The sequence below is a fragment of the Bradyrhizobium sp. AUGA SZCCT0283 genome (assembly GCF_018130385.1).
Taxonomy (GTDB): domain Bacteria; phylum Pseudomonadota; class Alphaproteobacteria; order Rhizobiales; family Xanthobacteraceae; genus Bradyrhizobium.
This window is the reverse complement of record NZ_JAFCLU010000010.1, coordinates 44,863-68,133: the sequence shown is the minus strand read 5'-3', so window position 1 is coordinate 68,133 and position 23,271 is coordinate 44,863. Positions and strand designations below refer to the sequence as shown.

Sequence of the window (23,271 nt, the reverse complement as noted above, 5' to 3'; positions counted from 1 at the left end):
GACGGGCCTTAAAATAACACGCTCACGCGCGCTTGCGCAGGGTCATATCGGACATTGGCGGGCTTGCGGGCTCGGGCGCCAGCGGCGGCGCCGGGTCGTAGGTCGCGAAGCCGTTGCGGCCGGCCTTCTTGACGTCGTAGAGCGCATGGTCGGCCGCCGCAATCAGGCGGTCGGGATAGGCGCCCATCTCACGGGCCCATTGCGCGACGCCGATCGAGACCGCGACCGGAATGTCGTTGCCGGTGCATTGTTCGGCGTCCGCACGGCAAACCTCCAGCACGCGGCGCGCGATCATGGCGCCTTCGCGCAGCGTCGAGGACGGCAGCACGATGCAGAACTCGTCACCGCCGGTCCGCGCCAGCATGTCGCCGGGCCGCAGCCGGGTCTGCGCCATCAGGGTGAAATGCTGCAGGCAGGCGTCGCCGGCGGCATGGCCGTGGGTGTCGTTGATGGCCTTGAAGCCGTCGAGATCGATCACCAGCAGCGCGAAGGGCTGACCGCTGCGTTCGGAGCGCGCGCATTCTTCCGTCAGACGCTGCAGCAGATAGCGGCGGTTGCCGACGCCGGTGAGGTCGTCGAGCAGCGCGAGATCCGCGACCTCGTTGCGCAGGCGGTCCATCGCCATCAGCAGGAAGCCGAAATTCAGCGACATCGACAGGAACACCAGCACCAGGACGACGACCGATTGCACCGGGCTGAAATGCATGTAGGAAAACCCGCCGCCCGTGCTGGTCAGCGCGCCGAGCAGTCGGCTTGCGAAAATGACGAGGATGACAATGGTGACGATGCCGGCCAGCCGGGCGCCTGGATTGGCGCGCCCCTCATGGCGCGACAGCAGCAGTTTCAGGCTGCGCAGCATCGGCAGCGCCTGGGTGATCGTAAAGACGGTCATCCGCGCCGGCACGCTGTCATGGACGAACGTGAAGAAGCACAGGCCGGCCGCGCCAAGCCCGGTGATCAGCAGGGTGTCGCGCCAGGAAACGGGTTGATGGAAGAACTTGCGGATGCCCATCGCAGCCAGGCAGATCGCCAGGATCAATGCGGTGCCGGCAAACAGCAAAGGCACCAGCGAATCCGGAAAAACCACGCGCAGCATCGCCATTGTAGCACCAGCCGCCGCAACGAATGCCGAACCGGTCCAGAACCGCGCGGCTTCGAACGACGGATAGCTGCGCATGACGTAGGCCCAGATCAGGCCCAGCGCGAGAAAATTGATGACGAACACCGTCCAAAGCGTCGGAACGCTCAGCATCGCGACCCCGGGACGCGCACGTCCCGTCTCCCCTGTTGTCTAACAACCGCTCGAGACTTCCGCCTTGAGCCTTCTCCCACGACGATTCTTGTTGTCTTGCCCCGTCGTCTTGCAGGACAAGGTGCATCCGCGACGCTTAACGGACCCTGACCGCCGCGGGCCAATCCAAACCGTGGTTTTGAATTGATGAAGATCGCAGACGTCAGGACATCGTTAAGCATGATACGCGCGATGCGAACGGAGGTGACGCGGCTCGTTTCGGCGAAAAATCGCATCAAAACGCATAACAACTGTGGATAACGTGATGACAACGCCATGACAGCACGCGGCAGCGGCCTGCGAATCTGCTGGGATTGTCATCGAGGATGTTGCGAGGCTGGCCCTCCGCCAAGCATGCCTCGGTGTCGCGTTTCAATCCATGAAAACCTTGAGAGGATACTATGGCTAAGAAAGCGAAGAAGGCGAAGAAGGCCAAGGCGAAGAAGGCCAAGAAGTCGAAGAAGAAGTGAATTTTGGCCCGGGTGGAGTGCTCAGCTCCGCCCGGGCTCCCAACTCCGGGTGCATTTTGGAGAATGGCGGGCCTTTGGGTCCGCCTTTTGATTCCGGGGATGACGCGAAAATGTAGTCCGGATGAGCGCAGCGATATCCGGGATGACATAAGCACCGGCCCCGGATATCGCTGCGCTCATCCGGGCTACGGAAAATTTCAGCGCTCCGATAACGCGAGCTTGGCGCCGAGCGCGGCAAATCCCGCCGCAAAGCTCCGGCGCAGCCAGGCCATCGCCTTCGGGCGGGTAATGACGCGGTCGCGCAGCGAGGCTGCAAACAGGCCGTAGACCGCGAACACCGCAAACGTCATCGCCATGAAGGCTGCGCTCAACTCCAGCATCCGCGCCAGCGGGTGCGGCTCGTCGACCGCCACGAACTGCGGCAGGAAGGCCAGGAAGAAGATCGACAGTTTTGGATTGAGGATGTTGATCAGGATCGCGGTCACGATGACGCGGCGGCTGGAGCGCGCCGAAGCCGCGGGGCGCGTATCGATCGACAGCGCGCCCGTCTCGCGCAACGCCTGCCAGGCCATGTAGAGCAGATACACCACGCCGCACCATTTCAGCGCGGCGAACGCCAGAGCACTGGTGTGCAGCACCGCGGCCAATCCCAGCATGGCGGCCAGCATGTGCGGCAGGATGCCGAGCGTGCAGCCGAAGGCCGCCGCGATGCTCGGCCGCGCACCCGATGTCAGCGCCACCGCGAGCGTATAGAGCACGCCGGTGCCGGGGGAAGCGACCACGATCAGCGAGGTCAACAGAAACGACAGCGTCATGCCCTGCCATTAACATGGCGGCATCCGGCGGGGAAGCAGGCGAGCGCGACCGCTTAGGAACGCGACCGCGCCTCGTCGGCGCGGCGCCTTTCATGCACCATCCGTTCCGCCTCGCGGATCACGTCGAGCGGCGCCCACGGCTTGGCCCAGAACTGGACGCCGTCGGGCAATTCCTGATGCAGCGGTTTGCCCGAGGTGACGATCACTCCGATCTCGGGATTGTATTTCCTGGCGATATGCGCGAGCTCGACGCCGTCCATGTTGCCGGCGAGTTGCACGTCGGTCATCATCAAAACCAGGCTGCCGCCGGCGCGCTCCAGCACCAGCTCCGCGGCCTCGGCGCTCTCGCATTCGATGACATCGACCTCGCTTTCCTCCAGCAGCAGGCAAATCATGTCCCGCTGCATCGGGTCGTCTTCGACGATGAGGGCGGTCGCGCGAAACGGTTTTGATTGTCCCATATGAGCCTCCTCGGCATTCGCGCCGGTCTGGCGATGCCCTTCTGTCCGGCAATCGACGTTAAGCGCGGAAACCGCTTTATGGTTCGGTTCCAATTTGCGAAAGTTTGGGGGAACCCGTTCCCGACCTGCAAGGAGCTCCCCCGAAATGACTGCGATATCTGGAAGTGCGGCCGCCGTGACCGGCGCCGCCAGCGGCATCGGCCGCGCGCTCGCGCTGGAGCTGGCCGCGCGCGGCTGCGACCTGGCGCTCGCCGACCGCGACGAGGCCGGGCTGCAACAGGTGGCCGCCGAGATCGGCAAAGCCGGCACGCGCGAGGTCACGACCCACCGCGTCGATGTCGGCGAGCCCGCCCAGATCCAGCAATTCGCGAACGCGGCCATTGCCGCCCATCCCTCGCTGAACATCGTCATCAACAATGCCGGCGTCGCACTCCTTGGCGCGTTCAACGAGGTCGACCAGGCGCAGATGGAATGGCTGATCAACATCAATTTCTGGGGCGTGGTGCACGGCATCCGCGCCTTCCTGCCGCAGCTTTCGAAACAGCGCGAGGCCCATATCGTCAACCTCTCCTCGATCTTCGGCATCATCGCCCCGCCCGGCCAGACCGCGTATTGCGCGGCGAAATTCGCGGTGCGCGGCTTTTCGGAAAGCCTGCGGCATGAACTGGCTGTCGCGAACAGCCCGGTGAAATTGTCGGTGGTGCATCCCGGTGGCGTCCTGACCAACATCGTGCGCAACTCCCGCACCGGCGCCGGCATCACCGACAATGCGCGCCGCGCCGAATCGATCGACCGCTTTGACGCCATCGCCAAGACCACGCCGCCGATCGCGGCGCAGCGCATCATCACCGGCATCGAGAAAAACCAGCCGCGCATTCTGATCGGCAACGACGCGTGGTTCATGGATCTCCTGCAGCGCTTTCGCCCGGCGACGTATTGGGCGGTGCTGGCGAAGCGGATCGGGAGGACGGCGGAGAAGGGGAAGTGAGGCGCGGTGTTGCGGGAGTCGGTAGGGTGGGCTGAGCGAAGCGAGCCCACCATCAAGACGCGCATGCTGTGACGGATGGTGGGCACGGCGCTGGCGCGCCTTTGCCCACCCTACGAAGCCACGAAGCTCTTACCGCCCGACCAGCCTGTCCGCAAAGTACCCGATCGTCTTTCGGTAGATCGTGGCCCTGTTCCACTCGCGCATCGCTTCGAAATTCGCGGTGCCTTCGCCATACGGCGCGCCGCCCTTGAAGCCGCTGGTGTGCAGCAGGTTCGCGGTGGAGGCGAGCACATCGGGCACGCTGTGGCGGAGGTCGACATGGCCGTTGCCGTCGAAGTCAACGCCGTACTTGATGTAGGACGACGGCAGAAATTGCGTCTGGCCGATTTCGCCGGCGAAGGCGCCGATCAGATCGCGCAAGGGCAGATCGCCGCGTTGCACGATCTTCAGCGCCGCGAGCAGTTCGCCCTGGAACAGTTCGGTGCGGCGGCAATCATGCGCCATGGTGGCCAGCGTGCGGATGACAGGCATCTTGCCGATGTCGCCCTTGCCGAAATCCGACTCCAGCCCCCAGATCGCGACCACGATTTCCGGCGGCACCCCAAACTTCTGCTCGATGCGCGCCAGCAATGATCCGTGCCGCTGCAGCATCTGCCGGCCGATGTTGATGCGCCCGGGGCCGACGCGGGTGGAGACATACTGCTCGAACGACTTGTTGAAGGTACCGCGCTGGCGGCGGTCGAAGGACAGCACCGCCGGGTCCTGCGTCACGCCCGAAAGCGCCTGGCTGATCACGGCTTGCGAAATCCCGGCAGCCGCCGCCTCCTGCGACATCGCCGCCACGAAGGTGTTGAAATCGCCACCGCAGCGGGCGGCGTAAGTGGGGGTGGAGCAGATGACGGCGCCGAGGAAAATGGCCCAACGAAGTATGCGCATGCGAATCCCTTGTTAGCTCTGGGGGCGATCATGCCATGGGAAAGCGACGCACGAAACCTCGTCGTCCCCGCGCACGCGGGGACCCATACGCCGCGGCCGACATTGTTAAGGCGGGCTGGTTGACGCCTTCGCTTCAACAATTGCCGCCTGTGGTTATGGGTCCCTGCTCCCGTGCGCAATTGCGCTCTAGGCAGGGACGACGACGCGATTGGCTTCGGTTGTGAACCTCCTACTCGCCGCCGTCGATCTGGCGGCCCATCAGCGCGATCGCTTTCTGATAGACGCCGGCGGCATTCCAGGCCTGGATGGCGGCAAAATTCGGCTCGCCCGGTTGGTAGCCCGCGCCGGTGCGCCAGCCATGCGCCTTCAAAAAGTTTGCGGTCGAGGTCAGCGCATTGGCGGCGTTTTCGAGATTGCCGGTGCCATAGGCCAAAATGGCCTTGGGCATGAACTGCGTCTGTCCGACTTCGCCATGCATGGAGCCGCGCTGCGCCGGCGAGAGCGCGCCGCGATCGATCAATTGCAGCGCCGCGTAAAGATGCTCGGTGAAATATTCCGAGCGCCGGCAGTCATAGGCCAGCGTCGCGATCGAGGCGAGCATGTTCTGGTTGCCGCGCTGGCTGCCGAAGCCGGTCTCCATTCCCCAGATGGCGAGCAGCGGCCCGGGCGGCACACCGTAACGGCTCTGAATGGAAGCGAACAGCGCGCCCTGCGACGCCTTCAGTTGCCGTCCCTTCGCGACGATGGTCGTGGCCCCGCGCTTGGCGAGAAACTGGTCGAGCGAGAGATTGAAACTGCGCTGGCCGCGGTCGGCATTGATGGTCGCTTGCGCGTAGTTCGTCGCCATCAGGGCCTGGATGGTCGCGGCGCTGATGCCCTTGGCCCGCGCTTCGCCCGCGAATTCCTGCTTCCAGGCGGCAAAGCCGGCGGACGAGCTGCCGCATTGGGCGGCGTCGGCCTGCGAGTTGAAGCATGCGAACATGGCCAGGGTGGCGCTGAAAGCAAATGCGATGCGGAGCATGGAAAAGCCATTCCTTAAGAGAGCACTGCAAATAAGCATCGGCTTCTAGCACGTCCCTGGCCGCGCTTCGAGGGTTGCGGCAAAACGCAACGGACTGAATCTCCCCGAAAACGGCCATGATTGCGGCTCATTTGAACCGGGTGATCTGCCAGCGCGACCTTTACAAATCATACTTCGTCTCGCCCGTCCCCTCGATCGTTTCTCGAACAAATGGATTTCCCATGAGCTTGCCGCTTACACTGTTCAGGCCGATCCTCCTGCTGCTCGCTCTGTCGCTTAGCGCGATGATGAACGCCTCCGCGCAGACGCGCGACGTGGCCGGCTCAAAAGATTATCCCGGCATCGGGCGGTTCGGCGGCAGCGTGATCACGGGATATCAGGTGAAGGATTTTGATGCGGCGCGAATGCAAGGGGCGGCCTTCAAGGACGGCCAGCCCACCGATGCGCGGCGGCTGGAAGGCCGCATCACCCGTATCGCCTATCGCACCAATCCCGGCCCCTCGATCCTGGAGGTGTCGCGCAATTTCGAGACGCAACTGGCGAAGGCCGGATTCGAAACGCTGCTTGCCTGCGACGTTGATGCCTGCGGCGGCATTCCGTTTTCGGAAAGCATCGACGCGCTGCCGATCCCGCAGATGTGGGTGGACGGTTTCAACTATCGCTATTTTGCGGGGCGCAAGGTGGACGGCGGCCACGAGACCTATGCCGGCCTCATCGTCAGCGAGAACAACCGCGAGATCTATGCGCAGCTCGTCATAGCCGAACTCGGCGCGATCGAGAACAAGATGGTGGATGCGGTTGTCATGGCCAAGGGCCTCGGCGAGGCCGGCCACATCGCGCTCTATGGCATCTATTTCGACACCGACAAGGCGGCGGTCAAACCCGAAAGCCGCCCGACACTCGAACAGATCGCAAAGCTGTTAGCGGGCCAGCCGCAGCTCAACGTCTTCATCGTCGGCCACACCGACAACCAGGGCGCCTACGACTACAATCTTGATCTGTCGCGGCGGCGGGCCGAGGCGGTCGCCGCCGAGTTGGTAAAGAACTTTCGGATCGCGCAGGGACGGCTGCGCACAGCGGGCGTCGGCTTCCTCTCCCCCATCGGCTCGAACGGCAATGATGCCGGCCGCGCGCTGAACCGGCGGGTGGAGCTGGTGGCGCCGTAGCTTCAACGCGTGGGCCTAGGCCCGCTTTGGCTGCCGAGGACAATGGCCATGACCAGGTCCAGTGGTTTCAAAGTCGGAATGGGAATTGTGGTCGCCGCGCTGACGGGAAGCCAGAAGGCCACCGCGCAGGCGCCAACGATCTCCGTAGACCCTTCACGATTACCCCGCCTCGGTACCATCGACGCGCGCTTTCAATCGTATAACGTCGAAATGGTCGAGGTCACCGGCGGACGGTTCTGGAAGCCGTACAGGGCGAGTGCCGCAGCGCCGTCGGCGCGCGACGCGGTGAATGCCGAAAATGTTCCGGCAGGCAGCAATAGCGATCTCTACGCGTATCGGGAGCCGATCGACCTGTCGAACCCGCGACTGCGTGCATTGGCTGCGGCGCTGGCGCCGGCCTATATGCGCGTCAGCGGCACCTGGGCCAACACCACATACTTTGCTGAAAGCGATGATGCGCCCGCAACGCCGCCCAGCGGCTTCCGCGCGGTGCTGAGCCGCGAGCGCTGGAAAGCTGTCATCGACTTTGCCCACGCCGCCAGCGCAGAGATCGTGACCTCGATGGCGATTAGCCCCGGTGTCCGGGACGCGGCAGGCCGATGGCAGAGCGATCAGGCGCGGCGTTTGTTCGCCTATACCAGATCGGTCGGTGGCAGAATTGCCGCCGCCGAGTTCATGAACGAGCCGACGCTGGCCGCGATGGGTGGCGCACCGAAAGGATATGACGCGGCAGCTTACGGGCGGGACTTCAAAACCTTTGTTGCGTTCATCAAAGCGAGCGAACCGGATGTGATGGTTCTGGGCCCCGGTTCGATCGGCGAGACAACAGCGTCGCAATCACCCCCGCAATCCAGCGCCGATTTCATCGCTACGCGCGACCTGCTTGCAGCATCCGGCCCCGGCATCGACGCTTTTTCCTATCATCACTACGGCGCGCTGTCGCAACGATGCGCTCCGGGTCAAACCACGCCCGAGGCCGCGCTTTCGGAAACGCGGCTGGCGAGCACGGGCCAAACGCTCGCGTTTTACCAATCGCTCAGGGACGAGTTCGCGCCTGATAAGCCGATGTGGCTGACCGAAACCGCCGAGGCAGCTTGCGGCGGCAATCCCTGGGCTTCCACTTTCCTCGATACGTTCCGATATCTCGATCAACTTGGCCGGCTTGCCAGGGCCGGCGTTCAGGTGGTTGCGCACAACACGCTTGCCGCAAGCGATTACGGCCTGCTCGACGAGAAAACGTTGCGGCCGCGGCCAAACTATTGGGCGGCGCTGCTGTGGCGCAGGCTGATGGGCACAATTGCTCTCGACGCCGGCGTGCACGATGGGACGCACCTCTATGCGCATTGCCGACGGGGCGCGCGTGGGGCCGTCACACTGCTGGCCATCAATACGGACAGGACAACCGCCGTGACCTTGCGATTGCCCGGGTCAAGCGAGCGTTACACGCTGTCGGCGGATGATCTGCAGGGCGCCGGCGTGAAGCTGAATGGAACGGCTTTGGAACTCGGACCGAATGACGATCTTCCGCGGTTTGCCGCGGTGACGTCGCCACCAGGTCCGATCGAGATCGGACCGGCCACGATGACGTTCCTCACGGTCGAAGATGCCAACAATCCGGCATGCGATTGAATTTTTCCGAATTCCGTTCGGCCCTTGGCCGCACCGCCGGCGAGGGGAAGGCGGCTGCGCACCGCGGGCGTCGGCTTCCTCGCGCCAGTGGGCTCCAATGCCAATGAGGCCGGCCGCGCGCTGAACCGGCGGGCGGAGCTGGTGGCGCCGTAAGGCAAGCGGGAAGGCGCGCGACCAGCGACGAACTTTCAGCCTGCCACGGAGTTCTGATAGAATGGGTCGTGCCAGCAAAAGGCGAACTGCAGTGGCCGACGAGCGACAAAGCGAAAGACGGATGCCCCGGAGGTTTAATTTCCTCCGCGTGCCGCTGTTCCGGCTGCTCGCCATCAACCTCGCCGCGGGCGTGACGCTGGCGACGCTGGTGGTCGGCGGGCTGCTGGCGCTCAATCCCGGCGGCTTGCGGCATCTGATTTTCGCCGACTCCTCGCCCGGCACCGCGCTCGGGCTGCTGCTGTTCGGCTTCGTCGTCACTTTCGGCTCAGCCGCGATGGGCACCGCCATCATGGCCATGGGCCGGGCCGCCGATGACGAAGAGCGGCGCGGCCCGCCGGCGCCGGTGGCGCGGCCGGCACGCGCGCTGGCCCAGGCGAGGCATTCCCGCTGAGGGCCTGACCACGCCCGGCCCCCCGCTTCCACGGATACGCTTGATCCGCGTCAATATTCCCGCGCGCCGGCTTTCCTAGGATCGAGGCCAAAGGAGAGCCTCGATGATCGGAATTACCCTAACCACGGACCAGATCCGCAATGCCCCTGCCCAGGTCCGGCAGTGGATCGAACATGAAGTCCTTGCTTCGCTCGGGCTGGCGGCCGACGCGCCGGCGGCTGCGGAACATCCGCAAGCGGCGCACCTGGTCGCCTGCACGACCGAGGACGCCGCCGCGGTGCTGGCGCAGATCAAGGGCATGATGCCGGCGTTCAACGTGTTCTTCGAATTCGCACGGCCGGGCATTTCGTTCGGACAGCCGCCCGTGATGGCGTTCCGCCTGATCGACATCCTCTATCACACGCGGCTGCAGGACATCGAGCAGGTCATCGAATGCCTCGAAGCGATCAACGAGGCCTTCGCGCGCGTGCGCCAGGACGCATCAGCCAAATTCTGCGGCTTCGACAATCAGGGCCACTGCCTGATCGCGCCGGAGACGCAGCGCAGCGTTGCCGCACTGTGGCAAAGCATTCTGGCGAGCCAGCAGAAGGGGCGTAGTGAGGCCGGCATGGGCTCGGCTTCGGCGGCGTAGGCTTAAGCTCAATCCGGCTGCAGAATACCGGCTATTTTTCTTTGACAACGTCGCCCTGATCGAAGAAAAGCCGCCCATGGCCAAGAAACCCGGGACCAATCCCAAAGGCGAATTCGCCTTTTTCAACGTCGTCTATGAAGACGACTCCCAGCGCTCCAACCGGCGCGTGCCTTCCGAGCTGCTCGGCGGGCTCGACGGCGACGAGCCTGCGCGCGGCTACATCATGGAACAGGACCGCGAAATCGCCGCAAAATCCGGCCGCACGCCGCTGGCGATCAAGAGCATCAGCCGGGTCGGGGCGAAGAAGAAATAGACATTGCATTCGGCTCTCTCCGCGTCATTGCCTGCGACAAACGCGAAGCGTTTGCGCAAGGGAGCTATAGCGACGAAGCAATCCATGCCTTCGCTTGCGGCGCGGTGGATTGCTTCGCTTCGCTCGCAATGACGGGGCTAGAGTCGGATCAGAAACAAGAACGGCGGGCTTTTGCCCGCCGTTTTCATTTGGATGGATGTCCGTGGAATTAGTTATCCAAAAAGCTCCGCAGCTTCCGCGACCGTGACGGATGCTTCAGCTTGCGCAGCGCTTTCGCCTCGATCTGACGAATACGCTCTCTCGTCACCGAGAACTGCTGGCCGACTTCTTCCAGCGTGTGGTCGGTGTTCATGCCGATGCCGAAGCGCATGCGCAGCACGCGTTCTTCGCGGGGGGTGAGCGAGGCCAGCACGCGCGTGGTGGTTTCGCGCAGGTTGGACTGGATCGCCGCATCAATGGGCAGGATCGCGTTCTTGTCCTCGATGAAATCGCCGAGGTGTGAATCTTCCTCGTCACCGACGGGCGTTTCCAGCGAGAGCGGCTCTTTCGCGATCTTGAGGACCTTGCGGACCTTCTCCAGCGGCATGCCAAGCTTTTCGGCGAGCTCCTCGGGCGTCGGCTCGCGGCCGATCTCGTTGAGCATCTGGCGGCTGGTGCGCACGATCTTGTTAATGGTTTCGATCATGTGCACGGGAATGCGGATGGTGCGCGCCTGGTCGGCGATCGAGCGCGTGATCGCCTGCCGGATCCACCACGTCGCGTAGGTCGAGAACTTGTAGCCGCGGCGATACTCGAACTTGTCGACCGCCTTCATCAGGCCGATGTTGCCTTCCTGGATCAGGTCGAGGAACTGCAGGCCGCGGTTGGTGTATTTCTTGGCGATCGAAATCACGAGACGCAAATTGGCCTCGACCATTTCCTTCTTGGCCTGGCGCGCCTCGCGTTCGCCCTTCTGCACGCCGTGCACGATCTTGCGGAATTCGCCGATCTCGAGCCCGGTGAGCGCCGCCAGCGACTGGATCTCGTGGCGCAGCTCCTTGATGCGGTCCTTCTCGTGATGGACGAAATTCTTCCAGCCCTTGGCGGAGAGTTTCGAGACCCGGTTGAGCCAGCGCGGATCGAGCTCCGAGCCCTGGTAGTTGCGCAAAAAGTCCTCGCGCGCGACGCCGTGGCTGTCGCCGAGGCGCAGCAGGCGGCCCTCGAACGAGACCAGCTTCTTGTTGATGTCGTAGAGCTGCTCGACCAGCGAATCGATACGGGCCTGGTTCAGGCGCAGCGACTTCACCTCGACGATGATTTCGTCCTTCAGCTTCTTGTACTTGCGCTCCTGCGACGGCGACAGCGACTCGCTCTGCAGCTGGTTGGCGATATCCTGTTCCTGCAGACGGCGCAGCTTCTTGTACTCGGAGGCGATCTTGTCGAAAGTTTCGACCACCTTCGGCTTCAGCTCGGCCTCGATGGCGGCGAGCGACATCTGGTTTTCGAACTCGTCGTCGTCCATGTCGCCTTCGGCGGCGGCTTCGGCCGGATCCTTCTCTTCAGTGTCGGCGCCGGGCGCGGGCGCGGCGCGGAACGGGGTCGGCGCGGGAGGCGCAGCAGGCGGCGCGACATGCGCGGGCGCAGCCTCGCCATTGGCGGCCGCGCCGTCGGCGGGGGCTGTGATCAACGCCGGGTTCATGTTGTTCTTGGCGTCGGGGCCGGCATAGGTGGCTTCGAGATCGATGATGTCGCGAAGGAAGATCTTTCCTTCGTTGAGTTCATCGCGCCAGATGATGATGGCCTGGAAGGTCAGCGGGCTTTCGCACAGCCCCGCGATCATCGCCTCGCGGCCGGCCTCGATGCGCTTGGCGATGGCGATTTCGCCTTCGCGCGACAGCAATTCCACCGTGCCCATCTCGCGCAGATACATGCGGACGGGATCGTCGGTGCGCTCGCCGGGCTCGGACTTCTTGACTTCGGTGACGGCCTTCTGCGTGACCTCGACAAGCTCGTTGTCGGTGTCGTCGTCGGCCTCTTCCTTTTCCTCGTCGGCGTCGGCCTCTTCGGCTTCCGACACGTTGATGCCCATGTCCGAGAGCATCGACATGATGTCCTCGATCTGTTCGGGCGAGGTGGTGTCGGAAGGCAGCACTTCGTTGAGCTGATCGAAGGTCACGAAGCCGCGCTTCTTGGCCTGCTTGATCATCTTCTTGACCGCGGCATCCGACAGGTCAAGCAACGGCGACGGCGCGTCGGGGCTGTCCTTCTCAGGGGCGTCCGCTGCCTTGTCGTCTTTTTCCTTGTCCTTAACCTGCAGCGTCTTTGCCTTGGTGGCCATTCATCAAGCTCCCGAAACGCGCTCGTGCGGGATGGCGCGCAACGCCACCCGCCTCTGAATTACTGAAGTCGTCAGCAGGATGTCTTTTGTTCGAAAAGCCAACCCGCCAGATCCTTGTTCTTTGCGCGCGATCCTTTTCGGAAAACCGGATAGCCACTTTTCCGGATCACGCTCGTGCCCCTGAGTATTCGCATGCGTAGGACGCGCAAAGGGCGGCGCAGACTGTCGCCACCCCTTTAACCCGCCATCGCCGGTGTTATGCCAACAGCCCTTGGCGCCTCGCTACTTAAGTAACCTTCGGACTATTAAGCTTCGCTTAACCCTGTTTTTGCCGCCAAACCATGGATTTGGCGAGTCTTTTTGCGGGCACGGCCGCCGCCGTCCGCATCATTTTTTGTCTCACACGCTCTTCCGGAACCGGCCCGAAAGTTCGCCAAAACCCTCGATCAGGGCCTCCGTGCCGTCGAGCGACTCCAACCGGGCGCTCACGTCCTTCAGCCACGCCATGTTGGCGTCAGTGGGCTCCTCGCCCAACGCCAGCTCGGCATCCTTCTTCTCCCTAAGTAGGGCGTGCGTTTTCTGATGCAAGACAACGAGTTGCTGCCAGGTGGCCAAAACATCTTCCCTCGCCGCGCCGGGCTTGGTGCCCCACACCGCCGAGGTCGTGATCGCCCGCTCAACCCTTTGAAGAACCTCGCTTAATCCGCGCGCTTCGAGATCGGCCCGCATCTTCTCGGCCTGCTCCTCGACATCAGGGGAATGGTGATGATCGTTGGCGAAGGCCGCGATAATACCGGCGCGCAGCTTGTTGGCCTCGGGATGGGCCAGTTCCAGGGCGGCCACCTCCTCCAGATGGTCGTGCAGGAGCCAGGGGTGATTGATCAGGGATTGCAGAATCAGCGCCTCGCGGCGGGACATCGCGCTGCGCTGGCCGCGCATGATCGGGCTGGTCGCGAGCTGGGGGCTGGCCGCCTGGTAAGGGCCGGGCGAGATTACGGGGCTTGCGCCCGCCCCCGGCCCGCGACCGCCCCGGGGGGCGAATCGGCCGGCCGGGCCCTGGCTGAAGCCGCTGCGGGGGGCAAAACGGCGGGGTGATTCGCTTCCCCCGGCCCCGCGGAAATTGCCCCGGGCGTAGCTGCCGCGACCGCCTTCCGGCGCAAACATGCGCTGCAGGCGATCAGCCAGATCCTGGCGATAGTAACGGCGCAGCACCTCGTCGCGGATGCCGTTGGCAAGTTCGTTGATGCGTGCCTCCAGCGCCGCGCGCCGTTCCGGGGTGGCAAAGCTGCCGCCCTCGACCTCGCGCGACCAGAGCATGTCGACGAGCGGCCGCGCGGCTGAAATCACTTCCTCGATCGCAACGCGGCCGCCGGAGCGCGCGAGGTCGTCGGGGTCCTGCCCTTCCGGCAGCAGCGCAAAGCGCAGGCTCTTTCCCGGCAGGAGAGCAGGCAGCGCCAGGTCGGCGGCGCGATACGCCGCCTTTTGCCCGGCGCGGTCGCCGTCGAAACAGAGGATCGGCTCGTCCGCCATCTTCCAGAGCAGCGCGAGCTGGTTTTCGGTCAGCGCCGTGCCGAGCGGCGCGACGGCGCCACCGAACCCCGCGGTGACCATGGCGATGACGTCGACATAGCCTTCGACCACGATCAGCGGCGAGCCGTTATGCGTGGCCTGCCGCGCGGTGGAGAGATTGTAGAGATTGTCGCCCTTGTGAAACAGCGGTGTTTCCGGCGAGTTCAAATACTTTGCGGGAACGTCCTTTTCCAGCGCGCGGCCGCCGAAGGCGATGACGCGGCCTCTTGCATCCGTGATCGGAAACATCACGCGATCCCGAAAACGATCGAAGGGAACGGGCTTGTCCTCGCCCGAAACCAGCAGGCCTGCTTCCACCATGTCCTCGGTCGAAATGCCCTGCGCGCCGAGATGCTCCTTCAGCGCGAAACGATCCGGTGGCGCATAGCCGAGGCGAAACTGCAGCTGCGTCGCCGGCGAAATGCCGCGGTCGCCGAGATAGCCGCGCGCCTTCGCGCCATTGCGCGAGGCCAGCGTGTCGGCAAAGAATTTTGCCGCGAGCTCCATCACGTCATGCAGCGTCTTGCGGCGCTGCTCGTGCCGCGCGGCATCGGGGGTCGCCGCCGGCAGCGCCATGCCGGCCATGGAAGCCAAGCGCTCGACGGCTTCCGCGAAGCCTACGCCTTCGGTCTCCATCAGAAACGAGATGATGTCGCCGTGCTTGCCGGAGGAGAAGTCGTGGTAAAAGCCCTTCTGGTCGTTGACCGTGAACGAGGGCGACTTCTCCTGCTGGAACGGCGACAGCCCCTTGAACTCCCTCCCCGCCTTCTTCAGCTTGACGCGCCGGCCCACGACTTCCGAAACCGGAAGCCGGGCGCGCAGTTCGTCGAGGAATTGGGGCGTGAAGCGCATGGGTGATTTGGGCCTGAGTCGTGAGGCGGTTGCCAACCGATCATGGATATAGGGACCGGCCGGTAAAATACTAAGCTTATTCGGCTTCTCGCCGCTATTCACAGCCCACTCCTCTTTCCCCCGGTGCCGTTGCGCACCGGAGAATGACGGAGAGCGCTTGAACCCATCCCGGTTCCGCGCTTCCATATCCGCATGTTCACGATCTTCCGGGGCGGCCGTAGCGGGGCATGGCGGGTGACGCGGTTCGCGCCGGTCAGGGGTGCTGCGCTTTCGCCGACGCCGGCCCTGTCGGTCGTGCATTCGCTGTCGATCGCGCTGCCGATGCTGCCTTCGCCGACCTCCTGGCGGCTGGCCGGCGTCGCCAGCCATCTGCGCTATACCGAGCGCGACGAAAAGAAACGGCTTGATGTCGTTCGCGCCGAGATCGGCCGCCCCGAGGCAACCCATGCCGCGCTGATCCCGATCAAGAAATCGGCGACGTGGTGGGAGCTGGCGCAGGAAGAGCGGCGGCAGATTTTTGAGGACCGATCGCACCACATCGCGGCGAGCCTGAAATATCTGCCGGCGATCGCCCGGCAGCTCTATCACTGCCGCGATCTCGGCGAGCCCTTCGACTTCCTGACCTGGTTCGAATACGCGCCCGCCGATGCTGATGCGTTCGAGGAACTGGTCCGCACGCTGCGCGCCACCGAAGAATGGCGCTATGTCGAGCGCGAGGTGGATATTAGGATGGAGCGCGAACGGCTGGACGCGGGGTAGAGCTTTTGTTTTGACGCGTTTTCTTGACGCGAACCGGTACCCACTTCGCTTGAAAACGCTTTAGTTCTCCAGAAACTTCCCCGAGGCGATCTGTGGCAGGCCGGTGACGGGCCAGTTGTAGACATAGGTCCACGCCTCGCCGGCCGCGCCGTCCGCGTGCGTCACGGACAGCATGCGGCGGAGATATTCGGTCGGTTCCGGAAAGCCGGCACCGCAGGCTTCATACATGTCGAGTTCGCCGAGCAGCGCATCGCGGTCGCGCAGGCGGTACAGTTCGCCGAACACGATGTCTGTGGGATCGTCCGAGAGCACGAGCCCCGGATAATGCTTGATGAGATAGAGCCGGCCGCGGCAGGTGGCGGTCCCGAGAAAATCCGCGCTGCGCGACAGAAGCTGCGCCATCGGATGGTCGAAGCCGCGCATCAGCGTGCCGTAGACGAAGAGACGATCTGAAATCATGGCGCTTTCTATGTCATTGCGAGCGCAGCGAAGCAATCCATAGCGCGGCAGACAGAGGCATGGATTGCTTCACGGAGCCTGTCATCGGGCGCGCATTCGCGCGACCCGTTAGCTCGCAATGACGGAGAGAAACGTCAAGCCGGCACGACCTCGTCGCTGATGACGAAAAACTTCACCAGATCCATCCGCCCGAAACTCGTGGTGAGCGCGACGTCGGCGGCGTCGCGGCCGGTGCCCATCAGGATGCGGCCGATGCGGGGAACGTTGTGGCGCGCATCGAACGTGTACCACCGGCCGGAGAGATAGACCTGGAACCAGCCGGAGAAGTCCATCGGCGCGGGATCGCGGGGCACGCCGATGTCGCCGAGATAGCCGGTGCAGTAGCGCGCCGGGATATTCATGCAGCGGCAGAAGGTCAGCGCCAGATGCGCGAAGTCGCGGCAGACGCCGGCGCGCTCTGCGTAGACGTCATGCGCCGACTTCATGTGATGCGCATGCTCGTAGCCGAAGGTGACGTGGTTGTGCACGAAGTCGACGATCGCCTGCACCCGCGCCCACCCCTGCGGTGAGTTGCCGAACAGCGACCAGGCGACATCGATGAGCTTGTCGGTCTCGCAATACCGGCTCGGCATCAGATACTGCAGCACGTCGTCGGGCAGTTGATCGATCGGCAATTGCTGCGCGGTCGGCACCACCGCATCCGGCAGGCCGGAATCGCGCACCAGCGCCTCGCCCCGCAGCGTCACGCCGCCGGCGGGCGCCACCAGCCGTCCGCAAACATTGCCAAAGCTGTCGCGGTAGAAGCCGATCGGCACGTCAGGCTCGGCGACGATCCGTTCCGTGCCGACGATGTCGGCGAAGCGCGACGGGTGGATGCTCAGCATGATCACCATCGGGGTCGGCTGCATGGCTGCATAGGCAATCTCGAAGCCGACCTTGATCTCCATGCTCAGACCTTCTCCGCCTGCGGCGTTTCGTGCGGCTCGTCACCGACCGAAACGACGTTGATCTGGATCTCCATGCCCGCAAAGGCATCGGGAGAGCCGAGATAGGTTCCGTGCAGCGGGATCGCCTGGCGCGGATCGCGCGCCACCGCCACCCGAATGAGATCGCGGCTGCCGACGATACCGTTGGTCGGATCGAACTCGATCCATCCCGCGCTCGGCAGATAGACCTGCACCCAGGCATGCGTCGAGCCGCCGCCGACATAGCCATGCGCGCGATCGCCGGGGATAAAGACATAACCGGAGACGAAACGCGCGGCGATGCCGAGCCGACGCAGCGCCTCGATCATGAACAGCGCATAGTCGCGGCAGGTGCCGGAGCCGGTCTGCAGCGTATCGAGCGGGTGCTGGGTGCCCTGCTCATGACGTTTGCGATAGGTAAAGGCCTCGCGGATGCCATGCGTCATGCCGCTGAGAATATTGAAGGTCGGCGTCGGCCCCTCGGCATCGAGAAATCTTCGCGCCCATGCCGACAGCTCACCATTGGGATCGCCATATTGCGGCGTGATGAACTGCAGCAGGTCCGGAAATTCCTCGTCGTCGTACAGGAACGGATAGAAATAGGCGGGATCGTCCGCGGTCAGCGCGAATTCGTCCTCCGGATTGTGCTCGACCGTCACCGTCGAGGTGAACGACAAGGTATCGGCGCGCTCGTCGAAGGTTGCGATCGCGACGCTGTTGCCGAACACGTCGTGGATCCAGCGCAGCCGCATCGGCTGCGGCTCGATCTCGAGGCTGCCGGACAGCACCCGCAGATCATGGCCGTCGCGCGGGCGCAGCATGATGCGATGTTCGCCGAACGCGACCGGGCGCGTGTAGCGATAAACGGTCTTGTGGTTGATGGTCAGGAGCGGCATCGTCAAACAATCATCGATTCTGGTACATCTAATCTAGGCCGAATCCTGCTCAATTGTAGATCGGGATGCCGCTTCGATAGGCACTACTTCAAGGAAAACGCTTTGGACGACGCCGCCGACACAACCTTACTCCTCAGCTCCGAAGATGTTCCTCCGGTCCGTGAATTCAACGCCGGGGGACGCTCGCCGTTCCTGTTGACCGGCGACCATTATGGAAGGCTGATCCCGCGCATGCTCGGCGATCTCGGCCTGCCCGAGAGCGAACTGGCGCGGCACATCGCCTGGGACATCGGCATTGCCGGTGTCGCGGAAGCGCTCGCAAAACATCTCGACGCCCATCTGATCGTGCAGCGCTACTCGCGGCTCGTCATCGACTGCAACCGCCCGCCCGATGCCGCAAGCTCGATCCCGCGCATCAGCGAGGCCACGACGATATCAGGCAACGAGGGCATTTCGCGCGAGGCGGCCCTGACGCGGCGCGCGCAGATCTTCGATCCCTACCACCGGCGTATCGGCGAGATCATCGACCAGCGCGGCAGCGCAGGCCTGCCGACGGTGCTGGTGTCGCTGCATAGTTTTACGCCTGTCTATGCGGGGATCGCGCGGCCCTGGCACATCGGCACGCTCTATCACCGCGACACCCATCTGCCGCCGCTGCTCTTGAAACTGCTGCGCGCCGAGGGCGATCTGGTGGTCGGCGACAACGAGCCCTATGCGGTCAGCGACGAGACCGACTACACGATTCCTGTGCACGGCGAGGCGCGCGGGCTGATGAACACGGGAATCGAAATCCGCCAGGATCTCATCTCGGATCCCGCGGGCGAGAAAGCGTGGGCCGATCGGCTGGCGCGGATTTTTGGTGAAATCGAGCCCGTGCTGCGCGCGCAGCAACTGCTCTCCGCCTAGCCGTGCACCGCCGCATAATACGCGACGCCCCAGATAAACGTGACAGACGCCCAGAGTATCCAGATATGGCTCGCGCGAGGCTCCAGCACGGCTTCCGACGGATTAAGCGGATTGACGTAAACTTTGACTTTGGCGCCGTTAGGATATTTTCGGGCAAAGCGCTCCACCAGGCCCCTCGATGTCGACGAGACCTTGCCGCCGAGGCTGGCGTGCTGGCTGACATAATCGATGCCGTTGAAGCGATACGCGAAGGCAACCCTGGACTGGAACGTGAGCTGGCTGCGTTCGGCGGGCTCCGACGGCGCTGACATGAATTGTTCAAGGCCCGATGACTTGATGGTGCCGGGCACGACCGGCCATTTCCTCGCCAGCGAAGCCTGGCGGTGCAGCGCCAACCCGAACAGTGCAATCAGAAATCCGAACGCGCTCATGGCGACGACAAACGGCGACACCTTGGGATTCGCGAGATGCTTCGATGCGAATTCGGTCAGCTGATGCAGGCCGATCGCCGAACCGAACACGATCGCCAGCACGATTGCCGTGCCGATGCCGAGGCAGCCCCACATGCCTTTCGGCAGGTCGCGCTCCAGCACCGCCTGGTCCGGATGCAGCGGGTCGTAATAGACGGTGACGGCGGCGCCGACCGGATATTTCGCGATGGTCTCGGCGACCTGGAAATTTCCGCGATCCTCGCCGATGCTGACACGGTTGTTGCGCAGCTTGCGGCCCGCGACGGAATATTCGTAGACGATATCGGCGAAGTTGCGTTCCTCGAAGCGATGCCCCTCTGCCCGGTCGCTGTCGATCACTTTGACCTGGCGTGTCTCGGCCTTCGAAACCATCACCTTGCCCGCGGTGGAAGGCCACTCGCGCGCGGCGCGCACCTGCAACGACTTGTAGGCGGCAGCAACGAGGATCAGCCCGAGCGGGGCAAGCAGCATCGCGTAGACGAACCACGGCAGATCGGGCATGAAGGTTTTCCCCAGAGACGGCGCCTGGATTAGACGCGCCTCCGCCTCTGCGGGTTCAACGACCGTGAAATCAGCGCGCCCGCGTCAGCGCCAGCCAGATGCCGCCGCCAATCATGAAGCCGCCGGAGACGCGCGACAGCAGCCGCGTCCGCTGCTTGGAGAAGAACAATCGCGCCCGGCCGGCCAACAGCGCGTAGACCGCGTCGGTCGAGGCGGCGATCACCATGAAGGTGACGCCGAGCAGCGCCACCTGCGGCAAATGGGGTTTCTCCATGTCCATGAATTGCGGAATGAACGCGCCGAAAAACACCAGCACCTTCGGGTTGGAGAGCAGCACCAGAAAGCCCTGCAGGAAGAAGCCGCCCCGCGGCGGCGGCGGCGGCTCGTCGGCATTGACGCCTTCGACCGGGGAGCGGATTAGCTTGATGCCGAGCCAGACCAGGTAGGCCGCGCCGGCAAAGCGCACCCAGTCGAACCAGTAGCCCATGGTCGCCATCAGCGAGGTCAGGCCGATTGCGACGATGCCGATCACGATCGCCATAGCGGTTTGTACCCCAGCGCAATTGATCAGCGCCGCGCGGGTGCCGTGCCGCAGGCCGTTGGCGATCAATAGCGTCACCACCGGACCCGGCAACAGCGCCAGCGCGATGCAGGCGGCGACAAAGGCGAGATAGGCTTGAAGAGACATGGGGGAACCCCGCTGGAGAGCGATCTGGTCATTATGCATGTGAGCGATGAAGATGGAAGGTGCGCGTGCTCGTTGCTCCCTCTCCCCGCAAGCGGAGTGAGGTTAAAAGAAGAACTACCGCCCTTCCATCGCAGCCGTCACCCAGCGCGTCATTTCGCTGCGCGCCAGAAAGTCCAGCGCCGCACGCCGCATCTCGGGCGCGTCGCCCCTGCCGTGCGCGACCGCCACGAGAAGATCGCAGCGGCGCGAGACCGCTACGCCGACCGCGATGTGCCGCAAACCGTCGGACATTTTGAGGTCATAGGCCCTGATCCGTCCAGGCATATCGGCGACCCGGACAAGATCGCCCGGCGCCAGCGGTGCAAAATGCTCGCTCAACAGATCGAGATCGGCGACGCGATCGACCTCATCATCGTCGGCCACGCCACGGTCGCAATTGCAAAAACCCATCTTCGGCCGGACGTAAAGCTCCACCTCGCCGCCGCACGCAGCCGCGCCGCAGCGGAACGCCTTGCCTGCAGGCCAGCCATCGCGGGGGAACGGCCAGGCGATCTCCTGCCACTCGCCATTCCGTTCGGGCTGGCGCGGCCCCGCCTGCTGATAGGCCGCGGCGCCCGACAGCGCACCGAGCGCCACCATGACTGAGGCAATGACCGGCCAGCGGCGCATCGCTCGCGTCCTCACTGAATGCCGGCGACGGCACGCGCCGGGCCGGTGAGTTCCAGGATGTGCAGGCCGGTATTGGCGCGGTCGACGATGTAGATGTAACCGCGCTCGTCGGTCTCGACATTGTTGGTCTGGATCGCGACCCTGCAGCGATCCTTGCCGTCGATCTTGACGCAGCGCTTGTCGGTCGCTGCCGTGATCGCTGGAATGAAATAGCCGACCTCAGTGGGATGATAGGGATCGCGAATGTCGAGGGCGCGCACGCCCGCATTGAAGAACGCGATGAAAGCCATTTTCTTGTAGTAGACCGGCGCCATGCTTTCATTGGAGGAATGCGCCCCGAACCGCCCTCCCCGCTCGCAGAACGACCCGCTCGCCTCCGGCACGGTATAGCTCGAGATCATCATCGGCCGGTTCTCGACCGTGATATCGGCGAACCACACCATCTGCCGCGGCTCGTTGCACTCGTTCAAGATCGCCTCATCGACGATCATCACGATGTCGCGGGTCTTGCCGTCCTTGTCGCGCGCGAATTCCGCAATCGGCATGCCCGGCATCGGAAACGTGGTGTGGGCGCCGTTGAAGGCCGACATCGCCAGCCGTGCGATTTCCGGCGAACGCAGATTGTCCGCGGTCGGCTCCCTGGGTCCGTTGAGCAGTTTCTCGCGATCGACGATCTGCAGGAAGCCGCCCTTGTTGGTGCCGTAACCGAAATAGACCCGGTTGCCGGAAGGGCCCGTCGAGATCGGCCCGTGCAGTTCGGTCGGCACCGCGCCGGTCGAGCCGGGCTCCTGGCCAGGCAATCCGAAATCACGGATCTTCTGCGGATGGGCAGGATCGGAGAGATCGTAGATTTGCGTCATGCGGCGCGTGCGCCAGTCCGGCGCTCCCGACACCAGGAAGGCAATGCCGGTGTCGCACTCCCACCAGTTCTTGTGCGTGTCCTTTACCCCGGCAATTCGCGTGATCAACACGGGATTGGCGGGATCGGCGACGTTCCAGATCTCATGCGCCGCGCCGCCGAAGGTCCGCAGCATATAGACGGCGTTGCGATCGCCCTTCGGCAAGACTTTGCCGTCGCAAATCCGCACCATCTGCGCGCCGCCCGCTTCATACTTGCCTTCCTGGCCCGGGAGGTGGCGCAAATATCTGGGCTGCGAGGGATCGGTGACATCGACGATCGACGTGCCGTTCGGCTCGGCCTTGCCGGTCTGCGGATTGACCGGCGCCGGGATATCGTCACTGCCGCCGTGATGGCCGATATAGGCGATCCATCGGTCGCCTTGATGATGGATGGTCGGCTGATAGGCGCTGCGCGCCTGCAGATCGCTGGTTCCGACCAGCTTCATGTTGAGGGCTTCGGGCGGCGCGCCGATCACTTGTTGCTGCGCGCAAGCGATGCCTGAGCCTGCGAGAAAAAAGATCGAGAACGAGGCTGCGAGTTTAAGGCGACCGCTCATGTTCCACCCCACTGTTCAAGGCCAATCTGCGCTGGCTGAGGCGCACGATAACACAGCGCCCGGCTGCGCCCAACACACGCCCTTGACATGCAACCTTTTGGTTGCCTATTATCTTACCGATGAATGAGGTCTTCAAAGCGCTTGCCGATGCGTCGCGGCGCTCGCTGCTCGACAGGCTTCACGCCAAAAACGGACAGACGCTGAACGAACTCTGCGACGGCCTCGCCATGACGCGGCAGGCGGTCACCAAACACCTTGGGATTCTCGAAGCGGCCAACCTCGTCACCACGCTCCGGCATGGCCGCGAGAAGCTGCACTACATCAATCCAGTTCCGATCCATCAAATTGGCGAACGCTGGATCAAGAAATTCGAACGCGGGAAACTTGCAGCCCTCAGCGAGTTGAAACGACAGTTGGAGAAGCGTGATGAGTAAGCCT

23 protein-coding genes and 1 pseudogene are annotated in these 23,271 nt (G+C 63.8%); 10 read left to right on the top strand and 14 right to left on the bottom strand.

Features of this window, described 5'->3' with window-relative positions:
* Nucleotides 1-22: 22 nt before the first annotated feature.
* From JQ624_RS15915 to JQ624_RS15905, 3 genes are all read right to left on the bottom strand, one after another.
* Nucleotides 23-1,252, bottom strand: coding sequence for a GGDEF domain-containing protein (locus JQ624_RS15915; protein ID WP_212419846.1), 1,230 nt, complete (start codon nucleotides 1,250-1,252; stop codon nucleotides 23-25).
* Between the two features lie 706 nt (nucleotides 1,253-1,958).
* Entirely contained in the window at nucleotides 1,959-2,576 is a 618-nt protein-coding gene (locus JQ624_RS15910; protein WP_212419845.1) for a LysE family translocator, read from the bottom strand.
* 53 nt (nucleotides 2,577-2,629) lie between these two features.
* Nucleotides 2,630-3,037, bottom strand: a complete 408-nt coding sequence (locus JQ624_RS15905; protein WP_212419844.1) for a response regulator — start codon at nucleotides 3,035-3,037, stop codon at nucleotides 2,630-2,632.
* A gap of 145 nt (nucleotides 3,038-3,182) precedes the next feature.
* Here JQ624_RS15905 and JQ624_RS15900 point away from each other — a divergent pair, with 145 nt between their 5' ends.
* Nucleotides 3,183-4,025 (top strand): SDR family oxidoreductase, encoded by an 843-nt coding sequence (locus tag JQ624_RS15900; protein ID WP_212419843.1) that lies wholly within the window; start codon nucleotides 3,183-3,185, stop codon nucleotides 4,023-4,025.
* Between the two features lie 129 nt (nucleotides 4,026-4,154).
* Here JQ624_RS15900 and JQ624_RS15895 read toward each other — a convergent pair whose 3' ends face one another.
* Entirely contained in the window at nucleotides 4,155-4,961 is an 807-nt protein-coding gene (locus JQ624_RS15895; RefSeq protein WP_212419842.1) for a lytic murein transglycosylase, read from the bottom strand.
* 229 nt (nucleotides 4,962-5,190) lie between these two features.
* The gene (locus JQ624_RS15890) at nucleotides 5,191-5,943 is read right to left on the bottom strand and encodes a lytic transglycosylase domain-containing protein (RefSeq protein ID WP_249129851.1); all 753 of its coding nucleotides are present in this window, start codon (nucleotides 5,941-5,943) and stop codon (nucleotides 5,191-5,193) included.
* A gap of 323 nt (nucleotides 5,944-6,266) precedes the next feature.
* Between JQ624_RS15890 and JQ624_RS15885 the strand changes: the two genes are divergently transcribed.
* The 6 genes and pseudogenes from JQ624_RS15885 to JQ624_RS15865 all read left to right on the top strand — a co-directional run bounded on the left by JQ624_RS15885 (nucleotide 6,267) and on the right by JQ624_RS15865 (nucleotide 10,325).
* Complete coding sequence (locus tag JQ624_RS15885) at nucleotides 6,267-7,148, top strand: OmpA family protein (protein WP_409334335.1); 882 nt, start codon at nucleotides 6,267-6,269, stop codon at nucleotides 7,146-7,148.
* Nucleotides 7,149-7,196: 48 nt separating this feature from the next.
* Nucleotides 7,197-8,777, top strand: a complete 1,581-nt coding sequence (locus JQ624_RS15880; protein WP_249129837.1) for a hypothetical protein — start codon at nucleotides 7,197-7,199, stop codon at nucleotides 8,775-8,777.
* Nucleotides 8,778-8,828: 51 nt separating this feature from the next.
* A pseudogene (locus JQ624_RS38590) lies at nucleotides 8,829-8,930 on the top strand (OmpA family protein); the annotation flags it as partial.
* Between the two features lie 121 nt (nucleotides 8,931-9,051).
* Nucleotides 9,052-9,381 carry a hypothetical protein gene (locus tag JQ624_RS15875; protein WP_212419838.1) on the top strand — a complete coding sequence of 110 codons (330 nt, stop codon included), beginning with the start codon at nucleotides 9,052-9,054 and terminating at the stop codon, nucleotides 9,379-9,381.
* 103 nt (nucleotides 9,382-9,484) lie between these two features.
* Nucleotides 9,485-10,012, top strand: coding sequence for a hypothetical protein (locus JQ624_RS15870; RefSeq protein ID WP_212419837.1), 528 nt, complete (start codon nucleotides 9,485-9,487; stop codon nucleotides 10,010-10,012).
* 76 nt (nucleotides 10,013-10,088) lie between these two features.
* On the top strand, nucleotides 10,089-10,325 hold the full coding sequence (locus JQ624_RS15865; protein WP_212419836.1) for a hypothetical protein: 237 nt from the start codon (nucleotides 10,089-10,091) through the stop codon (nucleotides 10,323-10,325).
* Between the two features lie 208 nt (nucleotides 10,326-10,533).
* Here the strand turns inward: JQ624_RS15865 and rpoD are convergent, their stop codons facing one another.
* Both rpoD and dnaG read right to left on the bottom strand, forming a co-directional pair.
* The gene (gene rpoD, locus JQ624_RS15860) at nucleotides 10,534-12,642 is read right to left on the bottom strand and encodes an RNA polymerase sigma factor RpoD (protein WP_212419835.1); all 2,109 of its coding nucleotides are present in this window, start codon (nucleotides 12,640-12,642) and stop codon (nucleotides 10,534-10,536) included.
* Nucleotides 12,643-13,041: 399 nt separating this feature from the next.
* Nucleotides 13,042-15,063: a DNA primase gene (gene dnaG, locus JQ624_RS15855; RefSeq protein ID WP_212419834.1), complete on the bottom strand. Its 2,022-nt coding sequence runs from the start codon at nucleotides 15,061-15,063 to the stop codon at nucleotides 13,042-13,044.
* Between the two features lie 192 nt (nucleotides 15,064-15,255).
* On the opposite strand from dnaG, the gene JQ624_RS15850 reads away from it, so the two are divergent.
* Nucleotides 15,256-15,822 (top strand): chlorite dismutase family protein, encoded by a 567-nt coding sequence (locus tag JQ624_RS15850; RefSeq protein ID WP_212419833.1) that lies wholly within the window; start codon nucleotides 15,256-15,258, stop codon nucleotides 15,820-15,822.
* 60 nt (nucleotides 15,823-15,882) lie between these two features.
* Here JQ624_RS15850 and JQ624_RS15845 read toward each other — a convergent pair whose 3' ends face one another.
* From JQ624_RS15845 to JQ624_RS15835, 3 genes are all read right to left on the bottom strand, one after another.
* Nucleotides 15,883-16,281: a gamma-glutamylcyclotransferase gene (locus JQ624_RS15845; protein ID WP_212419832.1), complete on the bottom strand. Its 399-nt coding sequence runs from the start codon at nucleotides 16,279-16,281 to the stop codon at nucleotides 15,883-15,885.
* 134 nt (nucleotides 16,282-16,415) lie between these two features.
* Nucleotides 16,416-17,228 (bottom strand): transglutaminase family protein, encoded by an 813-nt coding sequence (locus tag JQ624_RS15840; protein WP_212419831.1) that lies wholly within the window; start codon nucleotides 17,226-17,228, stop codon nucleotides 16,416-16,418.
* A gap of 2 nt (nucleotides 17,229-17,230) precedes the next feature.
* Complete coding sequence (locus tag JQ624_RS15835; protein WP_212419986.1) at nucleotides 17,231-18,142, bottom strand: transglutaminase family protein; 912 nt, start codon at nucleotides 18,140-18,142, stop codon at nucleotides 17,231-17,233.
* A 102-nt stretch (nucleotides 18,143-18,244) separates the two neighbouring features.
* On the opposite strand from JQ624_RS15835, the gene JQ624_RS15830 reads away from it, so the two are divergent.
* Entirely contained in the window at nucleotides 18,245-19,048 is an 804-nt protein-coding gene (locus JQ624_RS15830; RefSeq protein WP_212419830.1) for an N-formylglutamate amidohydrolase, read from the top strand.
* On the opposite strand, the gene JQ624_RS15825 is transcribed toward JQ624_RS15830, so the two are convergent.
* From JQ624_RS15825 to JQ624_RS15810, 4 genes are all read right to left on the bottom strand, one after another.
* Nucleotides 19,045-20,019 (bottom strand): DUF3592 domain-containing protein, encoded by a 975-nt coding sequence (locus JQ624_RS15825; protein ID WP_212419829.1) that lies wholly within the window; start codon nucleotides 20,017-20,019, stop codon nucleotides 19,045-19,047. The genes JQ624_RS15830 and JQ624_RS15825 overlap by 4 nt on opposite strands.
* Nucleotides 20,020-20,089: 70 nt before the next feature.
* Complete coding sequence (locus tag JQ624_RS15820; protein WP_212419828.1) at nucleotides 20,090-20,707, bottom strand: LysE family translocator; 618 nt, start codon at nucleotides 20,705-20,707, stop codon at nucleotides 20,090-20,092.
* A gap of 114 nt (nucleotides 20,708-20,821) precedes the next feature.
* Nucleotides 20,822-21,376 carry a hypothetical protein gene (locus JQ624_RS15815; protein WP_212419827.1) on the bottom strand — a complete coding sequence of 185 codons (555 nt, stop codon included), beginning with the start codon at nucleotides 21,374-21,376 and terminating at the stop codon, nucleotides 20,822-20,824.
* Between the two features lie 11 nt (nucleotides 21,377-21,387).
* Nucleotides 21,388-22,833 carry an LVIVD repeat-containing protein gene (locus JQ624_RS15810; protein ID WP_249129836.1) on the bottom strand — a complete coding sequence of 482 codons (1,446 nt, stop codon included), beginning with the start codon at nucleotides 22,831-22,833 and terminating at the stop codon, nucleotides 21,388-21,390.
* Between the two features lie 119 nt (nucleotides 22,834-22,952).
* Here JQ624_RS15810 and JQ624_RS15805 point away from each other — a divergent pair, with 119 nt between their 5' ends.
* Complete coding sequence (locus JQ624_RS15805) at nucleotides 22,953-23,267, top strand: helix-turn-helix transcriptional regulator (protein WP_212419826.1); 315 nt, start codon at nucleotides 22,953-22,955, stop codon at nucleotides 23,265-23,267.
* Nucleotides 23,268-23,271: the final 4 nt, after the last annotated feature.

What these genes read in the sequence shown, in the direction of transcription:
- JQ624_RS15915 (WP_212419846.1), bottom strand. Translation starts at nt 1,252, where the DNA reads ATGCTGAGCGTTCCGACGCTTTGGACGGTGTTCGTCATCAATTTTCTC.
- JQ624_RS15910 (WP_212419845.1), bottom strand. Translation starts at nt 2,576, where the DNA reads ATGACGCTGTCGTTTCTGTTGACCTCGCTGATCGTGGTCGCTTCCCCC.
- JQ624_RS15905 (WP_212419844.1), bottom strand. Translation starts at nt 3,037, where the DNA reads ATGGGACAATCAAAACCGTTTCGCGCGACCGCCCTCATCGTCGAAGAC.
- JQ624_RS15900 (WP_212419843.1), top strand. Translation starts at nt 3,183, where the DNA reads ATGACTGCGATATCTGGAAGTGCGGCCGCCGTGACCGGCGCCGCCAGC.
- JQ624_RS15895 (WP_212419842.1), bottom strand. Translation starts at nt 4,961, where the DNA reads ATGCGCATACTTCGTTGGGCCATTTTCCTCGGCGCCGTCATCTGCTCC.
- JQ624_RS15890 (WP_249129851.1), bottom strand. Translation starts at nt 5,943, where the DNA reads ATGTTCGCATGCTTCAACTCGCAGGCCGACGCCGCCCAATGCGGCAGC.
- JQ624_RS15885 (WP_409334335.1), top strand. Translation starts at nt 6,267, where the DNA reads ATGATGAACGCCTCCGCGCAGACGCGCGACGTGGCCGGCTCAAAAGAT.
- JQ624_RS15880 (WP_249129837.1), top strand. Translation starts at nt 7,197, where the DNA reads ATGACCAGGTCCAGTGGTTTCAAAGTCGGAATGGGAATTGTGGTCGCC.
- JQ624_RS15875 (WP_212419838.1), top strand. Translation starts at nt 9,052, where the DNA reads ATGCCCCGGAGGTTTAATTTCCTCCGCGTGCCGCTGTTCCGGCTGCTC.
- JQ624_RS15870 (WP_212419837.1), top strand. Translation starts at nt 9,485, where the DNA reads ATGATCGGAATTACCCTAACCACGGACCAGATCCGCAATGCCCCTGCC.
- JQ624_RS15865 (WP_212419836.1), top strand. Translation starts at nt 10,089, where the DNA reads ATGGCCAAGAAACCCGGGACCAATCCCAAAGGCGAATTCGCCTTTTTC.
- rpoD (WP_212419835.1), bottom strand. Translation starts at nt 12,642, where the DNA reads ATGGCCACCAAGGCAAAGACGCTGCAGGTTAAGGACAAGGAAAAAGAC.
- dnaG (WP_212419834.1), bottom strand. Translation starts at nt 15,063, where the DNA reads ATGCGCTTCACGCCCCAATTCCTCGACGAACTGCGCGCCCGGCTTCCG.
- JQ624_RS15850 (WP_212419833.1), top strand. Translation starts at nt 15,256, where the DNA reads ATGTTCACGATCTTCCGGGGCGGCCGTAGCGGGGCATGGCGGGTGACG.
- JQ624_RS15845 (WP_212419832.1), bottom strand. Translation starts at nt 16,281, where the DNA reads ATGATTTCAGATCGTCTCTTCGTCTACGGCACGCTGATGCGCGGCTTC.
- JQ624_RS15840 (WP_212419831.1), bottom strand. Translation starts at nt 17,228, where the DNA reads ATGGAGATCAAGGTCGGCTTCGAGATTGCCTATGCAGCCATGCAGCCG.
- JQ624_RS15835 (WP_212419986.1), bottom strand. Translation starts at nt 18,142, where the DNA reads ATGCCGCTCCTGACCATCAACCACAAGACCGTTTATCGCTACACGCGC.
- JQ624_RS15825 (WP_212419829.1), bottom strand. Translation starts at nt 20,019, where the DNA reads ATGCCCGATCTGCCGTGGTTCGTCTACGCGATGCTGCTTGCCCCGCTC.
- JQ624_RS15820 (WP_212419828.1), bottom strand. Translation starts at nt 20,707, where the DNA reads ATGTCTCTTCAAGCCTATCTCGCCTTTGTCGCCGCCTGCATCGCGCTG.
- JQ624_RS15815 (WP_212419827.1), bottom strand. Translation starts at nt 21,376, where the DNA reads ATGCGCCGCTGGCCGGTCATTGCCTCAGTCATGGTGGCGCTCGGTGCG.
- JQ624_RS15810 (WP_249129836.1), bottom strand. Translation starts at nt 22,833, where the DNA reads ATGAGCGGTCGCCTTAAACTCGCAGCCTCGTTCTCGATCTTTTTTCTC.
- JQ624_RS15805 (WP_212419826.1), top strand. Translation starts at nt 22,953, where the DNA reads ATGAATGAGGTCTTCAAAGCGCTTGCCGATGCGTCGCGGCGCTCGCTG.